At 51.3% G+C, this 19,131-nt stretch carries 17 protein-coding genes; 8 read left to right on the top strand and 9 right to left on the bottom strand.

Annotated elements, in window-relative coordinates; genetic code table 11:
• Window position 1 precedes the first annotated feature (1 nt).
• From galT to modE, 4 genes are all read right to left on the bottom strand, one after another.
• Window positions 2–1,048 carry a galactose-1-phosphate uridylyltransferase gene (galT, locus tag ACK8NJ_RS16110; RefSeq protein WP_000191508.1) on the bottom strand — a complete coding sequence of 349 codons (1,047 nt, stop codon included), beginning with the start codon at window positions 1,046–1,048 and terminating at the stop codon, window positions 2–4.
• A 9-nt stretch (window positions 1,049–1,057) separates the two neighbouring features.
• Entirely contained in the window at window positions 1,058–2,074 is a 1,017-nt protein-coding gene (gene galE, locus ACK8NJ_RS16105) for a UDP-glucose 4-epimerase GalE (RefSeq protein WP_001265443.1), read from the bottom strand.
• Window positions 2,075–2,335: 261 nt separating this feature from the next.
• On the bottom strand, window positions 2,336–3,808 hold the full coding sequence (gene modF / locus ACK8NJ_RS16100) for a molybdate ABC transporter ATP-binding protein ModF (protein ID WP_001599578.1): 1,473 nt from the start codon (window positions 3,806–3,808) through the stop codon (window positions 2,336–2,338).
• Window positions 3,809–3,875: 67 nt separating this feature from the next.
• Entirely contained in the window at window positions 3,876–4,664 is a 789-nt protein-coding gene (gene modE / locus ACK8NJ_RS16095; protein ID WP_001147439.1) for a molybdenum-dependent transcriptional regulator, read from the bottom strand.
• Window positions 4,665–4,792: 128 nt separating this feature from the next.
• On the opposite strand from modE, the gene acrZ reads away from it, so the two are divergent.
• From acrZ to modC, 4 genes are all read left to right on the top strand, one after another.
• Complete coding sequence (gene acrZ, locus ACK8NJ_RS16090) at window positions 4,793–4,942, top strand: multidrug efflux pump accessory protein AcrZ (protein WP_000891515.1); 150 nt, start codon at window positions 4,793–4,795, stop codon at window positions 4,940–4,942.
• Between the two features lie 166 nt (window positions 4,943–5,108).
• Window positions 5,109–5,882, top strand: a complete 774-nt coding sequence (gene modA, locus ACK8NJ_RS16085) for a molybdate ABC transporter substrate-binding protein (protein ID WP_042096230.1) — start codon at window positions 5,109–5,111, stop codon at window positions 5,880–5,882.
• Window positions 5,882–6,571 (top strand): molybdate ABC transporter permease subunit, encoded by a 690-nt coding sequence (modB, locus tag ACK8NJ_RS16080; protein ID WP_000604034.1) that lies wholly within the window; start codon window positions 5,882–5,884, stop codon window positions 6,569–6,571. The genes modA and modB overlap by 1 nt, the downstream gene beginning before the upstream one ends.
• 2 nt (window positions 6,572–6,573) lie before the next feature.
• On the top strand, window positions 6,574–7,632 hold the full coding sequence (modC, locus tag ACK8NJ_RS16075) for a molybdenum ABC transporter ATP-binding protein ModC (RefSeq protein ID WP_000891692.1): 1,059 nt from the start codon (window positions 6,574–6,576) through the stop codon (window positions 7,630–7,632).
• On the opposite strand, the gene ybhA is transcribed toward modC, so the two are convergent.
• A complete protein-coding gene (ybhA, locus tag ACK8NJ_RS16070; RefSeq protein ID WP_000213425.1) occupies window positions 7,633–8,451 on the bottom strand; it encodes a bifunctional pyridoxal phosphate/fructose-1,6-bisphosphate phosphatase in 819 nt (272 codons plus the stop codon). It abuts the gene before it with no gap.
• A 154-nt stretch (window positions 8,452–8,605) separates the two neighbouring features.
• On the opposite strand from ybhA, the gene pgl reads away from it, so the two are divergent.
• Window positions 8,606–9,601 (top strand): 6-phosphogluconolactonase, encoded by a 996-nt coding sequence (gene pgl, locus ACK8NJ_RS16065; RefSeq protein WP_000815435.1) that lies wholly within the window; start codon window positions 8,606–8,608, stop codon window positions 9,599–9,601.
• Between the two features lie 40 nt (window positions 9,602–9,641).
• On the opposite strand, the gene ACK8NJ_RS16060 is transcribed toward pgl, so the two are convergent.
• Window positions 9,642–10,595, bottom strand: coding sequence for a LysR family transcriptional regulator (locus ACK8NJ_RS16060; protein ID WP_000679972.1), 954 nt, complete (start codon window positions 10,593–10,595; stop codon window positions 9,642–9,644).
• A 183-nt stretch (window positions 10,596–10,778) separates the two neighbouring features.
• On the opposite strand from ACK8NJ_RS16060, the gene ACK8NJ_RS16055 reads away from it, so the two are divergent.
• The 3 genes from ACK8NJ_RS16055 (at window position 10,779) to ACK8NJ_RS16045 (ending at window position 15,784) form a co-directional block, all read left to right on the top strand.
• Window positions 10,779–11,831 carry a 4-oxalomesaconate tautomerase gene (locus tag ACK8NJ_RS16055; protein ID WP_411961794.1) on the top strand — a complete coding sequence of 351 codons (1,053 nt, stop codon included), beginning with the start codon at window positions 10,779–10,781 and terminating at the stop codon, window positions 11,829–11,831.
• Between the two features lie 75 nt (window positions 11,832–11,906).
• Window positions 11,907–13,340, top strand: a complete 1,434-nt coding sequence (locus tag ACK8NJ_RS16050) for an anion permease (protein WP_001036475.1) — start codon at window positions 11,907–11,909, stop codon at window positions 13,338–13,340.
• Between the two features lie 182 nt (window positions 13,341–13,522).
• Window positions 13,523–15,784, top strand: a complete 2,262-nt coding sequence (locus tag ACK8NJ_RS16045; protein ID WP_000593905.1) for a hydratase — start codon at window positions 13,523–13,525, stop codon at window positions 15,782–15,784.
• 69 nt (window positions 15,785–15,853) lie between these two features.
• Here the strand turns inward: ACK8NJ_RS16045 and ACK8NJ_RS16040 are convergent, their stop codons facing one another.
• The 3 genes from ACK8NJ_RS16040 to bioA all read right to left on the bottom strand — a co-directional run bounded on the left by ACK8NJ_RS16040 (window position 15,854) and on the right by bioA (window position 19,113).
• On the bottom strand, window positions 15,854–17,137 hold the full coding sequence (locus ACK8NJ_RS16040; RefSeq protein WP_001091559.1) for a putative acyl-CoA thioester hydrolase: 1,284 nt from the start codon (window positions 17,135–17,137) through the stop codon (window positions 15,854–15,856).
• A gap of 151 nt (window positions 17,138–17,288) precedes the next feature.
• Window positions 17,289–17,765: a kinase inhibitor gene (locus tag ACK8NJ_RS16035; protein ID WP_000767389.1), complete on the bottom strand. Its 477-nt coding sequence runs from the start codon at window positions 17,763–17,765 to the stop codon at window positions 17,289–17,291.
• A 58-nt stretch (window positions 17,766–17,823) separates the two neighbouring features.
• The gene (gene bioA / locus ACK8NJ_RS16030) at window positions 17,824–19,113 is read right to left on the bottom strand and encodes an adenosylmethionine--8-amino-7-oxononanoate transaminase (protein ID WP_085459458.1); all 1,290 of its coding nucleotides are present in this window, start codon (window positions 19,111–19,113) and stop codon (window positions 17,824–17,826) included.
• Window positions 19,114–19,131 lie beyond the last annotated feature (18 nt).

The following is a 19,131-nucleotide window of genomic DNA, read 5'->3' as shown; positions in this document are numbered from 1 at the left end:
CTTACACTCCGGATTCGCGAAAATGGATATCGCTGACTGCGCGCAAACGCTCTGCTGCCTGTTCTGCGGTCAGGTCTCGCTGGGTCTCTGCCAGCATTTCATAACCAACCATAAATTTACGTACGGTGGCGGAGCGCAACAGAGGCGGATAAAAGTGCGCGTGCAGCTGCCAGTGTTGATTCTCTTCGCCATTAAATGGCGCGCCGTGCCAGCCCATAGAGTAGGGGAAGGAGCACTGGAAGAGGTTGTCATAACGACTGGTCAGCTTTTTCAACGCCAGTGCCAAATCGCTGCGCTGGGCGTCGGTCAAATCGGTGATCCGTAAAACGTGGGCTTTGGGCAGCAGTAGCGTTTCGAACGGCCAGGCAGCCCAGTAAGGCACGACGGCTAACCAGTGTTCGGTTTCGACAACGGTACGGCTACCGTCTGCCAGCTCGCGCTGAACATAATCCACCAGCATTGGTGATTTCTGTTCGGCAAAATATTCTTTTTGCAGGCGGTCTTCGCGCTCAGCTTCGTTAGGCAGGAAGCTATTTGCCCAAATCTGTCCGTGCGGATGCGGGTTAGAGCAGCCCATCGCCGCACCTTTGTTTTCAAAGACCTGCACCCATGGGTATGTTTTCCCCAGTTCTGCGGTTTGCTCCTGCCAGGTTTTGACGATTTCCGTCAATGCCGCAACGCTGAGTTCTGGCAACGTTTTACTGTGATCCGGTGAAAAGCAGATCACCCGGCTGGTACCGCGCGCGCTCTGGCAACGCATCAGCGGATCGTTGCTTTCTGGCGCATCTGGCGTGTCAGACATCAAGGCCGCAAAGTCATTAGTGAAAACGTAAGTCCCGGTGTAATCGGGGTTTTTATCGCCTGTCACCCGCACATTACCTGCGCAGAGGAAGCAATCTGGATCATGCGCAGGTAACACCTGTTTGGCTGGCGTTTCCTGCGCCCCCTGCCAGGGGCGCTTAGCGCGGTGCGGTGAAACCAGAATCCATTGCCCGGTGAGCGGGTTGTAGCGGCGATGTGGATGATCAACGGGATTAAATTGCGTCATGGTCGTTCCTTAATCGGGATATCCCTGTGGATGGCGTGACTGCCAGTGCCAGGTGTCCTGCGCCATTTCATCGAGTGTGCGCGTTACGCGCCAGTTCAGTTCACGGTCGGCTTTGCTGGCGTCAGCCCAGTAGGCCGGAAGGTCGCCCTCGCGACGCGGTGCAAAATGATAATTAACCGGTTTGCCGCAGGCTTTGCTGAAGGCATTAACCACGTCCAGCACGCTGCTGCCTACGCCAGCGCCGAGGTTGTAGATGTGTACGCCTGGCTTGTTCGCCAGTTTTTCCATCGCCACGACGTGACCGTCGGCCAGATCCATTACGTGGATGTAATCGCGTACACCAGTACCGTCTTCGGTCGGATAATCGTTACCAAAAATCGCCAGCGAGTCGCGACGGCCTACAGCAACCTGGGCGATGTATGGCATCAGGTTATTCGGAATGCCTTGCGGATCTTCGCCCATATCGCCCGACGGATGCGCGCCAACCGGGTTGAAGTAGCGCAGCAGGGCAATGCTCCAGTCCGGCTGGGCTTTTTGCAGATCGGTGAGGATCTGTTCCACCATCAGCTTGCTTTTGCCGTAAGGGCTTTGCGGTGTGCCGGTCGGGAAGCTTTCAACGTATGGAATTTTGGGCTGATCGCCATAAACGGTGGCGGAGGAGCTAAAAATAAAGTTTTTGACGTTAGCGGCGCGCATGGCGCTAATCAGGCGCAGAGTGCCGTTGACATTGTTGTCGTAATATTCCAGCGGTTTTTGTACCGATTCGCCAACGGCTTTCAGCCCGGCGAAGTGGATCACAGTGTCGATAGCGTGATCGTGCAGGATCTCGGTCATCAACGCTTCGTTACGGATATCGCCTTCAACAAACGTTGGATGTTTGCCGCCTAAACGCTCGATAACGGGCAGTACGCTGCGCTTACTGTTACAGAGGTTATCAAGAATGATGACATCATGACCGTTTTGCAGTAATTGCACACAGGTATGACTTCCAATGTAACCGCTACCACCGGTAACCAGAACTCTCATAATTCGCTCCATTAGGCTTATGGTATGAAATAACCATAGCATAACAAAGATGCGAAAAGTGTGACATGGAATAAATTAGTGGAATCGTTTACACAAGAATTTAGCCGTTTTTTATGCGCGATTAAGTGATTATAAAACAGCGGCTTTATGAATGATTGCGCTTTTTATCTGAAAAAAAGACGCGGTTTCATGCCTGCATGCCTCGTACTGTAGGCCGGAGAGGGCGCTTAGGCCGCCTCCGGTACAGTCAGCATTACCGACTCAGTTTATTTTTGTCAGCACATAGCGATAGAGTTCACCGTCCGGCACGAACTCAAGACGATGGGTAATACAGGCAGGCGCATCTTCAGCGTGGTGCGAAACAAACAACAATTGCGTTTCACCTTCGCTAATCAGCACATCAACAAAACGGCGGATAAGCTGGCGATTGAGCGGATCAAGCCCCTGTAGTGGTTCATCGAGAATAAGCAACGTCGGATGTTTCACCAGTGCGCGGACAATCAGCGCCAGGCGTTGTTGCCCCCAGGAAAGACTATGGAAAGGAGCGTCAGCCGTGCGTTTATCAATGCCGAGAATATCCAGCCACTGCTGCACCAGTTTTTGCTGGCGATCCGAAACGGCTTGATAAATGCCAATCGAATCAAAATAGCCAGAAAGAATCACATTACGCACAGTAGTACTGACCCGGTAATCCAGATGCAAACTACTGCTGACGTAACCGATATGCTTTTTGATATCCCAGATGGTTTCGCCGCTGCCGCGACGTCGTCCGAAAAGCGTCAAATCGTTGCTGTAACCTTGCGGATGATCGCCAGTAATCAGGCTTAATAACGTCGATTTTCCCGCGCCATTTGGCCCGACAATTTGCCAGTGTTCGCCTGGATTCACCTGCCAGCTAAGGTTATTAAGAATGGGGCGATCGTTATAAGAAACCACGCCATTGTTCAGCACAATGCGCGGTTCGTTGGCGGGTAAGGCGTGACGTGCTGAAGGTTCATCCGGCTCCGGCAGTTGTACACCTTCAAGCTGTTCGCTATGCGCCAGTTGCGCGACGAGTGCTTGCTGGAGCAGTTCCTCTTTAGCGCCCGTTTCCGCTAACGTACAATCCGCCAGCACGCCAGCAAACTGGACAAATTCTGGGATCTCATCGAAGCGATTGAGCACCAGTACCAGAGTAATACCGGACTGATGTAACGAGGCGAGTAGCTCAGCCAGCTGCTGACGTGAGGCAACATCCAGGCCATCGAACGGCTCATCAAGAATCAACAAGTCAGGCTCCGACATCAGCGCCTGACACAGCAGGGTTTTTCGCGTCTCGCCAGTGGAAAGGTATTTAAAGCGTCGGTCGAGGAGGGCGGTAATACCGAACTGCTGCGCCAGTTGCATGCAACGCGGAGTATCCTTTACTTCATCCTGAATGATCTCAGCCGTGGTACGCCCGGTGTCATCTTCGCCAGGGCCGAGCATATCGGTGTTATTCCGCTGCCATTCGTCGCTGACGAGCTTTTGCAATTGCTCGAAGGAGAGACGAGTGATGTGGGAAAACTGGCTTTGCCGTTCACCTTTCAAAAGCGGAAGTTCCCCCGCCAGCGCGCGGGCCAGGGCCGATTTCCCGCTTCCATTCGAACCGACAAACGCCCAACTATCACCCGCGTTTAACGTTAGCTGAGGCAATTGCAGCGTTTTTGTGTCGCTAAGACGAAACGTGCCTTGCAAAATTTGCAACGATGACATTTTATATCCCACTTTGTGCAGCGATTACTGACAGGGATACGTGTTTCATAACAAATTGTCAACACGCTTAGCACAGCGTGGCGATAATCACGCTGTCGGCATTAAAGTAGGCCGTGACATTCTGTCCTTGCTGAAGAGAAGTCGCTTCATTTACCGGCACTGTGGCGCACAGTGTTTGCCCGTCCGGTAGCGCCATTAATACTTCGCACTGCTCTGCGCCGCGCTCAATATGACTAATAATACCCGGTAATTGGTTGTCGGCGTTTTGTGCGACCGCTTCGTCCTGAGTAATGCCTACCCACGGCGCTTTTAGCAATATCAACACTTCTTTGCCTTCATCCAGCCCCAGACGCGCGCCGCTTTGTGCGGTAATTGCGACTTTCAGGCGTGTTTTTCCATCAGCCAGTAAGACATCAACATGCTGTTGAACGTCATCATGATCGCGGGCGGTGATGGTACCGAACCACTGGTTACGGGCGCTGGTTTGCAGTGAAAAACGTGAGATCGCGGCCAGCAGGCTGTTCAGTGGCAGGGCGTCATCGTCACTTAACACATCAAAGGCTTTTTGCTGGATTTGCGCCAGTAAGTCATAGAGCTGAATCAGTCGCTGACCATAGCGGGTCAGTACTGCGCCGCCTCCACCTTTACCGCCTGTTGCGCGCTCAACCAGAATATGCTCACTTAACTGATTCATCTCGTTAATGGCATCCCAGGCGCTTTTGTAGCTGATACCGGCATCTTTCGCTCCCTGGCTAATGGAACCGGAAAGCGCAATGTGTTTTAGTAGCGAAATGCGGCGCGGGTCGGCGAATAATTTTTGTTGGAGCTTAAGGGTGAGAAGGATTTCGGCCTGCATAACAATGTCCTGGCAAAAGTCTTATTGTGACGGAAAACGAACGCCACGCAAAGCTGACCGCACAAAAGGGGAGTGCTTTTCTGTGCTTAGCGGTTAGAATAGTCTCATGACTATATCTGGAGTTGACCATGTTAGAGTTATTAAAAAGTCTGGTATTCGCCGTAATCATGGTACCTGTCGTGATGGCCATCATCCTGGGTCTGATTTACGGTCTTGGTGAAGTATTCAACATCTTTTCTGGTGTTGGTAAAAAAGACCAGCCCGGACAAAATCATTGATTCCCTGAATGCCCGCTTAGTCGGGCATTTTCTTTTTCTCAACTTCCTGCTTTTCCTGCCGATATTTTTTCTTAACTACCTCACAAAGGTTAGCAATAACTGCTGGGAAAATTCCGAGTTAGTCGTTATATTGTCGCCTACATAACGTTACATTAAGGGGTTACCAATGGCTCGTAAATGGTTGAACTTGTTTGCCGGGGCGGCACTCTCTTTCGCTGTTGCTGGCAATGCAGTGGCAGATGAAGGGAAAATCACGGTGTTCGCCGCCGCATCACTGACTAACGCAATGCAGGACATTGCTACGCAGTATAAAAAAGAGAAAGGCGTGGATGTGGTTTCTTCTTTCGCTTCGTCATCTACTCTCGCCCGTCAGATTGAAGCGGGTGCCCCTGCGGATCTGTTTATTTCTGCCGATCAGAAATGGATGGATTATGCGGTTGATAAAAAAGCGATCGATACGGCTTCGCGCCAGACACTGCTCGGCAATAGCCTGGTCGTTGTAGCACCGAAAGCCAGCGAGCAGAAAGATTTCACCATCGACAGCAAAACTAACTGGACTTCGCTGCTGAATGGCGGTCGCCTCGCGGTTGGCGATCCGGAACATGTCCCTGCTGGCATTTATGCAAAAGAAGCACTGCAAAAACTGGGCGCATGGGATACGCTCTCCCCGAAACTGGCTCCGGCGGAAGATGTTCGTGGCGCGCTGGCGTTGGTCGAACGCAATGAAGCGCCGCTGGGTATTGTTTACGGTTCTGACGCAGTTGCCAGCAAAGGGGTAAAAGTGGTTGCCACCTTCCCGGAAGATTCACATAAAAAAGTGGAATATCCGGTTGCTGTTGTGGAAGGGCATAATAATGCGACAGTGATAGCATTTTATGATTATCTGAAGGGGCCGCAGGCTGCGGAAATCTTTAAACGTTACGGATTTACAACCAAGTAATGATACTGACCGATCCAGAATGGCAGGCAGTTTTATTAAGCCTGAAAGTTTCTTCCCTGGCTGTGCTGTTTAGCCTGCCGTTTGGGATCTTTTTTGCCTGGTTACTGGTGCGTTGCACGTTTCCGGGCAAAGCTCTGCTCGATAGCGTACTGCATCTACCGCTGGTGTTACCGCCCGTGGTCGTCGGCTACTTATTATTAGTTTCGATGGGACGGCGCGGATTTATCGGTGAACGTCTGTATGACTGGTTTGGCATTACCTTCGCCTTTAGCTGGCGCGGCGCGGTTCTCGCTGCCGCCGTCATGTCGTTTCCGCTGATGGTGCGGGCAATTCGTCTGGCGCTGGAAGGGGTTGATGTCAAACTGGAACAGGCCGCAAGAACACTGGGTGCCGGGCGCTGGCGCGTTTTCTTTACTATCACGTTACCGCTGACCTTACCGGGCATTATTGTTGGTACGGTACTGGCTTTTGCTCGTTCTCTCGGTGAGTTTGGTGCAACCATCACCTTTGTGTCGAACATTCCTGGTGAAACGCGAACCATTCCTTCTGCCATGTATACCCTGATCCAGACCCCCGGCGGGGAAAGTGGCGCGGCGAGACTGTGCATTATTTCTATTGCGCTGGCGATGATCTCCCTGTTGATTTCAGAATGGCTGGCCAGAATCAGCCGTGAACGGGCGGGGCGCTAATCATGCTGGAACTGAATTTTTCCCAGACGTTGGGCAACCATTGCCTGACCATTAATGAAACGCTGCCCGCCAATGGCATCACTGCTATCTTTGGCGTCTCCGGTGCCGGAAAAACTTCGCTGATTAACGCCATCAGTGGACTGACGCGCCCGCAAAAAGGGCGGATTGTCCTCAATGGGCGGGTACTAAATGATGCCGAAAAAGGTATCTGCCTGACGCCGGAAAAGCGTCGCGTTGGCTATGTTTTTCAGGATGCGCGGCTGTTCCCGCATTACAAAGTGCGTGGCAATCTGCGCTACGGCATGTCGAAAAGTATGGTCGATCAGTTCGATAAGCTGGTGGCGCTTTTAGGCATTGAACCGTTGCTTGACCGTTTACCAGGCAGCCTGTCCGGAGGCGAAAAACAGCGCGTGGCGATTGGTCGGGCTTTGCTGACAGCACCGGAATTGCTGTTGCTGGATGAACCGCTGGCGTCACTGGATATTCCGCGTAAACGCGAACTGTTGCCTTATCTGCAACGGCTGACACGGGAAATCAACATTCCGATGTTGTATGTCAGCCATTCGCTGGATGAGATCCTCCATCTGGCAGACAGAGTGATGGTACTGGAAAACGGTCAGGTGAAAGCCTTTGGCGCGCTGGAGGAAGTGTGGGGCAGTAGCGTGATGAATCCGTGGCTGCCGAAAGAGCAACAAAGTAGCATTCTGAAAGTGACGGTGCTTGAGCATCATCCGCATTACGCGATGACCGCGCTGGCGCTGGGCGATCAGCATTTGTGGGTCAATAAGCTGGACGAACCGCTGCAAGCTGCGCTACGTATCCGCATTCAGGCTTCCGATGTCTCGCTGGTTTTACAACCGCCGCAGCAAACCAGCATTCGTAACGTATTGCGGGCAAAAGTTGTTAATAGTTATGACGACAACGGTCAGGTGGAAGTTGAACTGGAAGTCGGCGGTAAAACGCTGTGGGCGCGAATAAGTCCGTGGGCCAGGGATGAACTGGCGATCAAACCTGGCCTGTGGTTGTACGCGCAAATTAAAAGTGTGTCGATAACTGCCTGATTAAATCAGGTGGCTATAAATGAACTGGGCAATGCTGTCGGTGGTGTTATCACCAATCACAATGTTGGCGCGCGCTTTTACCGCGTCATCGGCGTTGCCCATCGCCACGCCTGTACCAGCGGCTTCCAGCATACTGATATCATTAAAGTTATCGCCGAACGCCACGACGTTTTCCATCGACCAACCTTGCGCCTCAACCCATTTCGTCAAACGTTTACCTTTGCTGTTGCCGCCGCGTGCAATATCAACCTGATCGTGCCAGGACCATTCACACTCCAGTCCCAGTTCATGTTCGACATGCTTACCAAAATGCTGCAATTGCGGCAGGTCATCGTGCGTCAGGGCGAACTTCCATACGGCGTTAACTTGTTGCGCCGTTTCAGCCAGAGAAGCGACTTGTGTGAAAGTCGGACGCTGTTCCGGCGGCAGGGTTTGCGCCCAGTTAGACGTGCGAATGACATGCCCGGTCGGGTGCTCATAAACCATCGCGTCATCCACATACATCAGACCGTGAATGTGGTGTTCATTCAGCATCTCAATGAGTTGCAGGGCTTTATTAACGGGCATTGGGTCCGCTTCCAGCACGGTTTTTGCATGATAATCATACAAATAGGTGCCATTACAGCAAATAGCAGGTGTATCCAGCGCCAGCGCCTGATAAAAAGGATGAATAGCGACGTGATGGCGACCTGTGACGATGATTAATTGATAGCCTGCTTCGCGAGCGCGGGCCAGGGCTTCTATCGATGATGGAAGCAAGGTCTTTTTCGGGGTCAATAAGGTGCCGTCTAAGTCGAGAGCAATCACGCGTGTGGTCATGGCGTATTCCAGATTAAGGTTAAGAATTTTCTTCTGCGCGAATGGTACACCGATACCACTATCGGACAAAATTCTGCGTTTTAATTCAGCATTCACCGCCAAAAGCGACTAATTTTAGCTGTTACAGTCAGTTGCTAAATGCAAAGGAGCATTCATGAAGCAAACAGTTTATATCGCCAGCCCTGAGAGCCAGCAAATTCACGTCTGGAACCTGAATCATGAAGGCGCACTGACGCTGACACAGGTTGTCGATGTGCCGGGGCAGGTGCAGCCGATGGTGGTCAGCCCGGACAAACGTTATCTCTATGTTGGTGTGCGCCCTGAGTTTCGCGTCCTGGCGTATCGTATCGCCCCAGACGATGGCGCACTGACCTTTGCCGCAGAGTCTGCGCTGCCGGGTAGTCCGACGCATATTTCCACCGATCACCAGGGGCAGTTTGTCTTTGTCGGTTCTTACAATGCGGGTAACGTGAGCGTAACGCGTCTGGAAGATGGCCTGCCAGTGGGCGTCGTCGATGTGGTCGAGGGGCTGGACGGTTGCCATTCCGCCAATATCTCACCGGACAACCGTACGCTGTGGGTTCCGGCATTAAAGCAGGATCGCATTTGCCTGTTTACGGTCAGCGATGATGGTCATCTGGTGGCGCAGGATCCTGCGGAAGTGACTACCGTTGAAGGGGCCGGTCCGCGTCATATGGTATTCCATCCAAACGAACAATATGCGTATTGCGTCAATGAGTTAAACAGCTCAGTGGATGTCTGGGAACTGAAAGATCCGCACGGCAATATCGAATGTGTCCAGACGCTGGATATGATGCCGGAAAACTTCTCCGACACCCGTTGGGCGGCTGATATTCATATCACCCCGGATGGTCGTCATTTATACGCCTGCGACCGTACCGCCAGTCTGATTACCGTTTTCAGCGTTTCGGAAGATGGCAGCGTGTTGAGTAAAGAAGGCTTCCAGCCAACGGAAACCCAGCCGCGCGGCTTCAATGTTGATCACAGCGGCAAGTATCTGATTGCCGCCGGGCAAAAATCTCACCACATCTCGGTATACGAAATTGTTGGCGAGCAGGGGCTACTGCATGAAAAAGGCCGCTATGCGGTCGGGCAGGGACCAATGTGGGTGGTGGTTAACGCACACTAACCGCTGATTTACCCGGCGCAGTCTCTTCTGCGCCGGTGTATTAACCTATCTCCTGTAACGCATGTCTCTGGCGTTCGACGATATTGGTCCACAAATTGTCTTTATCGTCAGTCCACAAATTAATCAGCAAGGCAAAAAAGCGTTCAGCTGCCGGAGAAAGCACGGCATCTTTGCGGCGAATAATCCCCAATGTCCGACGTATAACCGGTTCCACCAGTGGGATACCAATAATCGAAGAATAGGGCGCATGGGGCATTGCCAGACCAGGAAGCGCCGAAATCCCCAGTCCTGCCTCCACCAGTCCTAATGACGTCGAAAGATGACGCACTTCGTAAAACCAGTCCAGCTTCCAGGGCTTGTCGGCTAGCTGTTGTTCTATCAACAGTCGGTTGCCGCTGGAGGAGCGTACGCCAATCATTTTGTAACCCACTAACTCCTGCCATTCTACAAGCTGCTTTTTGGCCAATGGATGGTCACGCCGACAGGCCAGCACGAACGGCTCGTTGACCAGTGGGGTAAAATCGATGGATGAATTTGTGACGTTGTTCATGTTTATGCCAAAGTCTGATTCGTTACACAGCACCGATTCCATGCAATTATTCGTACCTTGTTCCAGAATCCGCACTTTAATATTGGGATAAAGCTCATTAAATTTACCGATTGCCAGCGGTAAAAAATAAAATACTGCGGTCGGAATACACGCTAATGTCACCATACCACGATGATAAGCATTCATATCACGAATATTAAAAAGCGTTTCATCGAATTTCTTTATTAATTCCCGCGCCTCCGGGAGCAATCTTTTTCCTGCTTTTGTTAACGTAACCTTGCGAGTTGTACGCTCAAATAGTTGGATATGTAAATCTTCCTCCATCTTTTTTATTCTTCGCGTTAATGCAGGTTGCGTAATATTGAGTAATTTAGCGGCATTGTTAAATGAACTGGACTCTGCCAGTATGACAAATGCCTTCATACTTGATAATTCATGCTTCATTATTACTCCGGAAAATGGAAACGTCGATTTTGGGTGACTGGCCGTTAAAAATTTTAACTGCATTTAGCTAACTTAAATTAATGAAAAAATGTTATTAATCGTTGAGCTAAAGTCATTAGAGATGCTTTGCCCTTAATGTAACCATATCGCAATAAGTTATGTTTTTAAATTGAGGGCATTATTATGAAAAAAATACCCTGCGTGATGATGCGAGGTGGAACCTCGAGGGGCGCGTTCCTGTTAGCGGAACATCTACCCGAAGATCAAACGCAGCGCGATAAAATATTGATGGCAATTATGGGTTCCGGTAACGATCTGGAAATTGACGGTATTGGCGGCGGTAATCCGCTGACCAGTAAAGTCGCCATTATTAGCCGTTCCGACGATCCGCGTGCTGATGTCGATTATCTGTTTGCTCAAGTTATCGTCCATGAGCAACGTGTCGATACCACGCCTAACTGCGGCAATATGCTGTCTGGCGTTGGGGCATTCGCTATTGAAAATGGTTTGATTGCAGCGACTTCGCCAGTTACCCGCGTACGTATCCGCAACGTCAATACGGGTACGTTCATCGAAGCTGATGTGCAAACGCCAAATGGTGTTGTCGAGTACGAGGGTAGCGCCAGAATTGACGGCGTACCGGGTACTGCCGCACCGGTTGCGCTCACTTTCCTGAATGCCGCCGGAACCAAAACCGGAAAAGTCTTCCCGACGGATAATCAGATTGATTATTTTGACGATGTCCCGGTGACCTGTATCGATATGGCGATGCCAGTTGTCATTATTCCTGCTGAATATCTGGGAAAAACAGGCTATGAATTACCGGCGGAGCTGGATGCCGACAAAGCATTATTAGCCCGCATTGAATCTATCCGTCTACAAGCGGGTAAAGCAATGGGCTTAGGCGATGTCAGTAATATGGTTATCCCTAAACCTGTGCTTATTTCTCCAGCGCAGAAAGGCGGAGCAATTAATGTGCGTTATTTTATGCCGCATTCTTGCCATCGCGCGCTGGCGATAACCGGTGCTATTGCCATTTCCAGTAGTTGTGCATTGGAAGGCACCGTCACCCGACAAATCGTCCCTTCTGTAGGATACGGCAATATCAATATTGAACACCCCAGTGGTGCGCTCGACGTTCATTTAAGTAATGAAGGTCAGGATGCCACGACGTTACGCGCATCTGTTATTCGGACAACCAGAAAAATATTTTCCGGTGAAGTTTTTCTTCCCTGAAAAAATTCGTTGTCAGGATAAGGACAATCAATAAAGGACTTCTGTATGAGTCATACAGAAAGAACAGGATTTTAAATGAATAAAAAATCGTTATGGAAGCTAATTCTGATATTAGCGATCCCATGTATTATTGGCTTTATGCCAGCTCCGGCAGGATTAAGCGAACTGGCGTGGGTGCTTTTTGGTATTTACCTGGCGGCCATTGTGGGGTTGGTTATCAAGCCTTTCCCGGAACCTGTCGTACTGTTAATTGCCGTTGCTGCCTCCATGGTGGTGGTCGGTAACTTATCCGACGGTGCGTTTAAAACCACCGCCGTATTAAGCGGTTACTCTTCAGGTACCACCTGGCTGGTGTTCTCGGCGTTTACCTTAAGCGCCGCATTTGTGACCACCGGTTTAGGTAAACGTATCGCCTATCTGCTGATTGGTAAAATCGGTAACACCACGCTGGGTCTGGGTTACGTTACGGTATTCCTCGATCTGGTACTGGCTCCGGCAACACCGTCTAACACCGCGCGTGCGGGCGGCATTGTGTTACCGATCATCAACAGCGTGGCGGTGGCTTTGGGGTCCGAACCGGAAAAAAGTCCGCGTCGTGTCGGACATTACCTGATGATGTCCATTTACATGGTCACCAAAACCACCAGCTATATGTTCTTTACCGCAATGGCGGGGAACATTCTGGCGCTGAAAATGATCAACGACATTCTGCACCTGCAAATTAGCTGGGGTGGATGGGCGCTGGCCGCCGGATTGCCGGGCATCATTATGCTGCTGGTCACCCCGCTGGTGATTTACACCATGTATCCGCCAGAAATTAAGAAGGTGGATAATAAAACCATCGCCAAAGCGGGCCTTGCCGAACTGGGACCGATGAAAATCCGCGAAAAAATGCTGCTCGGTGTCTTTGTGCTGGCGCTGCTGGGCTGGATTTTCAGTAAGTCCCTGGGGGTTGATGAATCCACCGTGGCAATCGTTGTTATGGCGACCATGCTGCTGCTGGGTATCGTTACCTGGGAAGACGTGGTTAAAAATAAAGGCGGCTGGAATACCTTAATCTGGTACGGCGGTATTATCGGCTTAAGCTCCTTATTATCGAAAGTTAAATTCTTCGAATGGTTAGCTGAAGTCTTTAAAAATAACCTGGCATTTGATGGTCACGGTAACGTTGCTTTCTTCGTTATTATTTTCCTCAGCATCATCGTGCGTTATTTCTTCGCTTCCGGTAGTGCCTATATCGTTGCTATGTTACCGGTATTTGCCATGCTGGCGAACGTCTCCGGCGCACCGTTAATGTTAACCGCGCTGGCACTGTTGTTCTCCAACTCCTATGGCGGCATGGTTACTCACTATGGCGGCGCGGCAGGTCCGGTCATCTTTGGCGTGGGTTATAACGATATTAAATCCTGGTGGTTGGTCGGTGCGGTACTGACGATATTAACCTTCCTGGTGCATATCACCCTTGGCGTGTGGTGGTGGAATATGCTGATCGGCTGGAACATGCTGTAAATATACTCGTCATACTTCAAGTTGCATGTGCTGCGTCTGCGTTCGCTCACCCCAGTCACTTACTTATGTAAGCGCCTGGGGATTCACTCGCTTGTCGCCTTCCTTCAACTCGAATTATTTAGAGTATATCCATTTATTATCTTTCTGCGCACTTTCCGGTGCGCAGATATCTGGAGCATTTGATGATCAAGTTATCTGAAAAAGGCGTGTTTCTCGCCAGTAATAACGAAATAATTGCCGAAGAACATTTCACCGGCGAAATTAAAAAAGAAGAAGCAAAAAAAGGCACTATTGCCTGGTCTATTCTCTCTTCTCATAATACGTCCGGAAATATGGATAAACTTAAAATTAAGTTTGATTCATTAGCCTCTCACGATATTACCTTTGTTGGTATTGTACAGACTGCTAAAGCGTCCGGAATGGAACGTTTCCCGCTGCCGTATGTGCTGACCAACTGCCATAACTCACTCTGTGCCGTCGGCGGCACCATTAACGGTGATGACCATGTTTTTGGTTTATCGGCAGCGCAGCGTTATGGCGGTATTTTTGTGCCTCCGCATATTGCGGTCATCCATCAATATATGCGTGAGATGATGGCAGGCGGGGGCAAAATGATCCTCGGGTCAGACAGCCACACCCGTTACGGTGCATTAGGGACAATGGCAGTCGGTGAGGGTGGCGGTGAGTTGGTAAAACAGCTGCTTAATGACACCTGGGATATCGACTATCCGGGAGTTGTTGCGGTGCATCTGACCGGAAAACCAGCGCCGTATGTGGGGCCACAGGATGTGGCGCTGGCTATCATCGGTGCCGTGTTCAAAAACGGCTACGTCAAAAACAAAGTGATGGAATTCGTAGGTCCCGGTGTTGCTGCGCTCTCTACCGATTTCCGTAACAGCGTTGACGTTATGACCACTGAAACGACCTGTTTAAGTTCTGTCTGGCAAACCGATGAAGAAGTCCATAACTGGCTGGCGCTGCACGGTCGCGGCCAGGATTACTGCCAGCTTAACCCTCAACCGATGGCATACTACGATGGCTGCATCAGCGTTGATTTAAGCGCCATCAAACCAATGATTGCGCTGCCGTTCCACCCGAGCAACGTATATGAAATCGACACGCTGAACCAGAACCTGACCGATATTCTGCGTGAGATTGAAATTGAGTCCGAGCGCGTGGCGCACGGTAAAGCCAAACTCTCGCTGCTGGATAAAGTCGAAAACGGTCGCCTGAAAGTGCAGCAGGGGATTATCGCGGGCTGTTCTGGCGGTAACTACGAAAACGTCATCGCGGCGGCGAATGCACTGCGCGGTCAATCCTGTGGCAATGACACCTTCTCGCTGGCGGTTTATCCGTCATCACAGCCGGTGTTTATGGATCTCGCCAAAAAAGGTGTGGTAGCAGATTTGATTGGCGCAGGCGCAATCATCAGAACCGCGTTCTGCGGCCCATGCTTTGGCGCGGGCGATACGCCAATCAACAACGGTTTGAGCATTCGCCACACCACGCGTAACTTCCCGAACCGCGAAGGCTCTAAGCCAGCCAATGGGCAGATGTCAGCGGTGGCGTTGATGGACGCTCGTTCTATCGCTGCGACTGCGGCAAACGGTGGCTATTTAACTTCTGCCAGCGAACTCGATTGCTGGGACAACGTGCCGGAGTACGCCTTCGATGTAACGCCGTATAAAAACCGTGTTTATCAGGGCTTTGTGAAAGGGGCAACTCAGCAACCGCTGATTTACGGACCGAACATTAAAGACTGGCCGGAATTAGGTGCGCTGACTGACAATATCGTCCTCAAAGTGTGCTCGAAGATCCTCGACGAAGTGACCACCACCGACGAACTGATCCCTTCCGGTGAAACCTCTTCTTATCGTTCAAATCCGATTGGTCTGGCGGAGTTTACCCTGTCACGCCGCGATCCAGGTTATGTTGGCAGAAGTAAAGCGACTGCTGAGCTGGAAAATCAGCGTCTGGCGGGGAATGTCAGCGAGCTGACAGAGGTGTTTGCGCGCATTAAGCAGATTGCTGGTCAGGAGCATATTGATCCGCTGCAAACTGAAATTGGCAGCATGGTCTATGCGGTGAAACCAGGCGATGGTTCTGCGCGTGAGCAGGCGGCGAGCTGCCAGCGTGTGATTGGCGGTCTGGCGAATATTGCCGAGGAGTACGCGACTAAACGCTACCGTTCTAACGTCATCAACTGGGGGATGTTACCGCTGCAGATGGCGGAAGCACCAACGTTTGAAGTGGGGGATTACATTTACATCCCTGGCATTAAAGCGGCGCTGGATAATCCGGGTACGACGTTTAAAGGTTATGTGATCCATGAAGATGCGCCAGTAACAGAGATTACGCTCTATATGGAAAGTCTGACTGCTGAAGAGCGCGAGATTATCAAGGCGGGTAGTTTGATTAACTTCAATAAAAACCGTCAGATGTAAAAAAAGGCGCTATGAAATATAGCGCCCAGTTTCATTAACCCGATGGTTCAGACTATCGGGTTTTCTTTTTTACTTCTTCGCCTCTGCAACCACTTTGCTACCCACGCCGCGGTTATTGTATTCCCACATGCGGTTGTAGTTAGTGTCATTCAGATTACGCTGTACTTCGTCGTTATCATCAACGTTGCCGGTGTTACCCGCAAACGGACGATTGGAAATCACCGCATCGGCCCACGGTTTCGCCGTGTTAAAACCTTCGTTGATGGCACTATCACGGATCACCACCTGACCGTTGGTATTAGCATCAACATCCAGCGAGCGGCCCAGTTGCGCCACGCCATCACCTGAAGCATTGAAACGGCTGTTTACGGCGAGGAAACCGTAATAGATGTTAGACAGTGTTGCCGGTGCAAACACATAAGCTTCTTGCTGAGTACGAGAGTTCACCACGCGGAATTCGGTATTATCGAACACCACTGCGCCGCGACCAGAAACGATATCCACATCCCCTTCAATGTAACTGTTGGTCACCAGAGTACGCGGCTGACGGTTGGTTTCCAGACGGTTTTGCACACCACTGTTGGTGACAAAGAAGGTATTCTGACGACCGAGAATGTTGACGTTATTGATCTGCACTTTGTCACCATCAGTACGCAGTGCCACCGCCGGATGGTTACCCGCATCTACGCTATCGCCCAGCGTGTTTTCGATGGTCAGATTTTGCAGTTGCAGGCCATTGTTTTGTGACCAGAAGACCGCAGAGCAGAGAACACCGATACTGTCGCTGCGTTTGCTCTGGCAGCTATCGTACATATACCACGCTGGTTTACCTGGCATATATTTGCCGCGCGGGTTGACGTCATGACGCCAGTCGGCAGGGCTCATGCCCCCATCAAGGGAAAGCCCAATCTTCACATCAATCGGTTTTTCACCTGTACCGTACAGAGTAATTCCACCCGGAGCGGCAGGGACATATACCGTTCCCTGATACTCACCAGGCATCACGGCAATATACTGGCGCTTGTTGGTACGCTTGATAATTGCCGCATCTACCGCCGCCTGAATCGTGGTATGCGTTACACCTTGAGTACCCGCCGGGCCGACAACAAAGTCAGGTTGTGCAGGCAGGGTAATCGGGGAAGGATTCCACGCTGCCGCACCTGGTGTCAGGGATGCAAAATAGTGTTGAGCATCGAAATTCTGCGCTTCTTTTGCCGACAGAATCGGGCGAGAAGAGGTACCAGGCGCGGTTTGATCAGAAGGACGTTGATCGGGCGGTGTTGAGCTACAGGCGGTCAGCGTCACGCCAAAAGCCAATGCCAGCGCCAGACGGGAAACTGAAAATGTGTTCACAGGTTGCTCCGGGCTATGAAATAGAAAAATGAATCCGTTGAAGCCTGCTTTTTTATACTAACTTGAGCGAAACGGGAAGGTAAAAAGACAAAAAGTTGTTTTTAATACCTTTAAGTGATACCAGATGGCATAGCGCCATCTGGCAGAGTGATTAACTAAACATCGCAGTAATCGAGGCGCTTGCCAGAGAGTGGAAATGAACGTTAAACCCGACCATCGCGCCGCTGGCACCTTCATCGACATCAATACGTTCTATATCCAGCGCGTGAACGGTAAAAATGTAGCGATGAGTTTCGCCTTTCGGCGGTGCTGCGCCATCGTACCCGGTTTTACCAAAGTCGGTACGCGTCTGCAAAACGCCGTCTGGCATTGCTACCAGACCAGAGCCAAACCCTTGCGGTAATACGCGGGTATCAGCGGGTAAGTTAACAACTACCCAGTGCCACCAGCCGGAGCCGGTTGGCGCATCCGGGTCGTAGCAGGTGACAACAAAACTTTTCGTTCCCGCAGGAACATCATCCCACGCCAGATGCGGTGAAATATTATCGCCATCGTAACCCATGCCGTTAAAGACATGACGATGCGGCAATTTATCGCCATCGCGCAGATCGTTACTGATGAGTTTCATGAACCCTCCTTTCTTGTTTGCAGAAAGTGTAGCCAGAAACCCTCACGCGGACTTCTCGTTATTGGCAAAAAAATGTTTCATCCTGTACCGCGCGGTTAACCGCTGCGGTCAGACGCTGCAACTGTTGCGGGAGAATAATATAGGGCGGCATCAGGTAAATCAGTTTGCCAAAAGGCCGGATCCAGACACCCTGTTCGACAAAGAATTTTTGCAGCGCCGCCATATTCACCGGATGAGTGGTTTCGACCACGCCAATGGCCCCCAGTACGCGCACATCGGCAACCATTTCGGCATCACGGGCGGGGGCAAGTTGCTCGCGCAGCTGTACTTCAATATCCGCCACCTGTTGCTGCCAGTCGCCAGATTCGAGAATCGCCAGGCTGGCGTTTGCTGCCGCGCAGGCCAGCGGATTGCCCATAAAAGTTGGCCCATGCATAAAGCAACCGGCTTCACCGTTACTGATGGTTTCTGCAACCTCGCGCGTGGTGAGTGTGGCGGAAAGGGTCATTGTACCGCCGGTTAAGGCTTTACCGAGGCACAAAATGTCCGGCGCGATATCTGCATGTTCACAGGCAAACAGTTTGCCAGTACGACCAAATCCGGTGGCGATCTCGTCGGCAATCAGCAAGATACCTTCGCGATCGCACATTTTGCGGATTCGTTTTAACCATTCCGGATGGTAGATGCGCATCCCGCCTGCGCCCTGGACAATCGGTTCAATGATCACCGCCGCGATTTCATGACGATGCGCCGCCATCAGGCGGGCAAAGCCCACCATATCGCGCTCATCCCATTCACCATCCATGCGGCTTTGCGGGGCGGGAGCAAACAAGTTTTCTGGCAGATAGCCTTTCCACAGGCTGTGCATTGAGTTGTCCGGATCGCACACCGACATCGCGCCAAAGGTATCGCCATGATAACCATTGCGGAAGGTCAGAAAACGCTGGCGCGCTTCGCCTTTGGCTTGCCAGTACTGCAACGCCATTTTCATCGCCACTTCCACCGCTACGGAACCGGAGTCCGCGAGAAAAACGCATTCCAGCGGTTGCGGCGTCATCGCCACCAGTTTGCGGCACAGCTCAATGGCTGGCGCATGAGTGATACCACCAAACATCACATGCGACATGGCATCAATTTGCGACTTCATCGCCGCATTAAGCTGCGGGTGATTGTAGCCGTGGATCGCCGCCCACCAGGACGACATACCGTCAACCAGGCGTCTGCCGTCAGACAAAATTAGCTCGCAACCTTCGGCGCTCGCCACCGGATAAACCGGTAGCGGGGAGGTCATGGATGTGTATGGGTGCCAGATATGGCGTTGGTCAAAGGCAAGATCGTCCGTTGTCATAATCGACTTGTAAACCAA

The sequence above is a fragment of the Escherichia sp. F1 genome, assembly GCF_046764225.1.
GTDB lineage: Bacteria > Pseudomonadota > Gammaproteobacteria > Enterobacterales > Enterobacteriaceae > Escherichia > Escherichia coli.
The sequence above is the reverse complement of the archived record's forward strand: the minus strand, read 5'-3'. Positions and strand labels throughout refer to the sequence as shown.